The organism is Laedolimicola intestinihominis (genome assembly GCF_040096155.1).
Lineage (GTDB): Bacteria > Bacillota > Clostridia > Lachnospirales > Lachnospiraceae > Laedolimicola > Laedolimicola intestinihominis.
The window spans coordinates 1-2,483 of sequence record NZ_JBBMFE010000030.1; the positions used below are offsets into that span (position 1 = coordinate 1).

Sequence of the window (2,483 nt, forward strand, 5' to 3'; positions counted from 1 at the left end):
ACGCCGCCGCCCGCCATCGAGCAGAGTTTTACACCTAATTGGGGATAAAACAGCTTATGGCGGGCGGCGGTATTGTAATTGTGGCACAGACGGTAATTCCACAGCTTACAAGTCTGTTCTCCTAAGTCATGGGAGCAATTCTTGACAAGATAACTGAATTTATAAAGGAAATGCTGCAAGGGTGGGTGATGGACAATCTCTCTACGATGTTTACAGATGTAAATGGGAAAGTCGGAACTATCGCCGGAGAGGTTGGCAGAACACCCAGCTCGTGGAACAGCGGAGTGTTTTCCATGATAGAAAATCTTTCGGAAAATGTGATGATACCCATAGCGGGTATGATTATCAGTGCGATACTCTGCTATGAGCTGATTACAATGGTCATGGATAAGAATAATATGCACGAGGTAGGAAGTGAATTTTTCTTTCGCTACCTCATCAAAGCGTGTATTGCTGTTTTACTGCTCAGTTATACGTTTGACATCACAATGGCTATTTTTGACGTGGGAAACCATATCGTGACAAGGGCGGGAGGCATTATCTCCGGCTCTACGAATATTGACGTGGCAGATACCTTGCAGACGATGTTTGAGAGCCAGCTTGAAACAATGGAAATCGGAGAACTGATCGGGCTTGGTATCGAAACCATGATTGTCAGCTTATGTATGAAAATCATTTCCCTGCTTATTACCGTCATGCTTTACGGGAGAATGATTGAAATTTACCTTTATGTTTCAGTAGCACCTGTTCCCTTTGCGACATTCAGCAACAGGGAATGGGGCGGTATCGGCAACAATTATATCAAGGGACTTTGTTCACTGGCATTTCAGGGATTTTTTATTATGGTGTGCGTGGCAATTTATGCGGTGCTGGTATCCGGCATTACGGTGGCGGACAATCTGCACACGGCACTATGGTCGGTGGCAGCGTATACCGTTATCCTGTGTTTCAGTTTATTTAAGACAGGTTCCCTTGCAAAATCAATCTGGAATGCCCATTAGCAGGTATTGCAGAACGGAAAGGAGGAAGCAGCCGGAGGGTTCATGCCCGTTCCGGCTGTGATGCTTATGGCAATTTCAGTGGCAGTGCCAAAGAATTTAAGCAGTATTAAGACAAAAGTGGCGATGAACTTAACGAAACGTCAGCTTATTTGTTTCGGAAGTGCCGGTGCAGTGGGAATCCCTTTTTATATTTTTACAAAGGGAATCCTCGGTACGCAGGCAGCGGCACTTCTTATGGTAGCCCTTATGCTGCCGTTTTTCTTTCTGGCAATGTATGAAAAGGACGGGTTTCCGGCAGAGAAAATTCTGTATTTTATGATACGGCAGAAATTTCTCGTGCCGGGGATACGCCCCTATAAATCAGAAAATCTTTACAGACAGTTGGAAGAAACGGAACGAATGAAAAAGGAGGTGTATGAGCTTGAAGAAAAAGCAAACGGCAGAAAAGCCGGACGGACATAAGAAAAATACGAAATCGAAGCCGGGACTTAACTTTGCAGAAAGAAAACGGCTTGTCAAGCTGAAACGGCAGCTTGCAGGCAGCCATAAAAACGCAGAGAAACCGACTACGGCACAGAAAACCATAACATTCAAAAAGATGTATCGGGACGGTATCTGTCAGGTAACTTCTACGTTTTATACAAAAATGGTAGAGTTTTATGATATAAACTATGACCTTTTGGAAATCGAGGATAAGGGGGAAATACTGGAGGAATACAGCAGGCTTATCAATTATTTTGACCCGTCTATTAAGTTTGAGCTGTTTCTGTTCAATCGGCAGGTCAACGAGCAGACCTTAATTGACCAGTTTGACATTCCTTTGCAGGGCGATGACTTTGACGATATTCGTGAGGAATATACGCAGATGTTAAAGAAACAGGCAGCAAAGGGGAATAACGGTATTATAAAATCAAAGTATCTGATTTTCGGGATTGAGAGCAGAGGCTTCAAGGAGGCGAGGGCAAAACTTGCCAGCATAGAAGCCGATGTAATTAAGAATTTTACCAATCTTGGCACACACGCAAAAAGTCTTGACGGAAAGGAACGCCTGCGTATCCTGCATGAGTATTTTAATCAGGATACCATGGAGCCTTTCCGTTTTTCTTTTCAGGAGCTGGCAGAGTCCGGAAAAAGCGTGAAAGATTATATTGCCCCGCCGGGATTTGACTTTCGCTATCCGAGCCGTTTTAAGGCGGGAAAGATGTATGGCAGTGTTCACTATCTGGACATCATCGCTCCGAAGTTTGATGATGAACTGTTAAAAAAGCTGCTTGACCTTGATGATAACCTGACCATTACCATGCACTTGCAGACGATGGACCCGGTTAAGGCAATCAAGATGTTGAAAGGTGCGTTGACGAATATCCAGAAGATGAAGATTGAGGAGCAGAAGAAAGCGGTACGCTCCGGTTATGACATGGATATTCGTGCGACTCGTTCCTGAACAAAGCCTTCGTAGTTGAAGGACAAAATCAGGCACTA

The 2,483-nt window shown here is 44.3% G+C and carries 4 protein-coding genes; all 4 read left to right on the forward strand.

From position 1 onward, the window contains the following. The first annotated feature begins 38 nt into the window (after window positions 1-38). From WMO29_RS16570 to WMO29_RS16585, 4 genes are read left to right on the forward strand one after another with little or no spacing between them, the layout of a single operon-like run. Entirely contained in the window at window positions 39-125 is an 87-nt protein-coding gene (locus tag WMO29_RS16570) for a Maff2 family mobile element protein (RefSeq protein WP_118672908.1), read from the forward strand. Window positions 126-128: 3 nt separating this feature from the next. Then, window positions 129-1,001: a VirB6/TrbL-like conjugal transfer protein, CD1112 family gene (locus WMO29_RS16575; RefSeq protein WP_173816643.1), complete on the forward strand. Its 873-nt coding sequence runs from the start codon at window positions 129-131 to the stop codon at window positions 999-1,001. A 60-nt stretch (window positions 1,002-1,061) separates the two neighbouring features. After that, window positions 1,062-1,463 carry a PrgI family protein gene (locus WMO29_RS16580; RefSeq protein ID WP_435391207.1) on the forward strand — a complete coding sequence of 134 codons (402 nt, stop codon included), beginning with the start codon at window positions 1,062-1,064 and terminating at the stop codon, window positions 1,461-1,463. Beyond that, window positions 1,423-2,445 carry a hypothetical protein gene (locus WMO29_RS16585; protein WP_349165544.1) on the forward strand — a complete coding sequence of 341 codons (1,023 nt, stop codon included), beginning with the start codon at window positions 1,423-1,425 and terminating at the stop codon, window positions 2,443-2,445. Before WMO29_RS16580 ends, WMO29_RS16585 begins: the two co-directional genes overlap by 41 nt. The last annotated feature ends 38 nt before the right edge of the window (window positions 2,446-2,483 follow it).

Excerpts from the sequence above, each read along its gene's own strand:
- WMO29_RS16575 (WP_173816643.1), top strand. The coding sequence starts at position 129 with ATGGGAGCAATTCTTGACAAGATAACTGAATTTATAAAGGAAATGCTG.
- WMO29_RS16580 (WP_435391207.1), top strand. The coding sequence starts at position 1,062 with ATGCTTATGGCAATTTCAGTGGCAGTGCCAAAGAATTTAAGCAGTATT.